This window comes from Rhizobium sp. PRIMUS64 (assembly GCF_023006465.1).
GTDB lineage: Bacteria > Pseudomonadota > Alphaproteobacteria > Rhizobiales > Rhizobiaceae > Rhizobium > Rhizobium leguminosarum.
Map to the genome: position 1 here is coordinate 1 of NZ_JALBGX010000405.1, position 223 is coordinate 223.

1 protein-coding gene is annotated in these 223 nt (G+C 57.0%); it reads right to left on the reverse strand.

Annotated features, from left to right (window positions below; translation table 11 throughout):
- The coding region (locus MOV76_RS39765) for a DDE-type integrase/transposase/recombinase (RefSeq protein WP_247266658.1) at positions 1 to 223 on the reverse strand (223 nt) is incomplete at both ends.

The window sequence follows — 223 nt, forward strand, 5'->3', positions numbered from 1 at the left end:
GCTGGTTCAGGCATTCTGCACGGAAGCGGCCATTGAACGCTTCGATGAAAGCATTATCAGTCGGCTTGCCGGGGCGTGAGAAGTCCAACGTCACACCCTTGGAATAGGCCCACAGGTCCAAGTCGCGCGACACGAACTCGGTCCCTTGGTCGACACGGATCGTTTTCGGATAGCCGGCTTTTTGGCACACCCGTTCAAGGGTTTGCACAACGTCTTCGCCTCT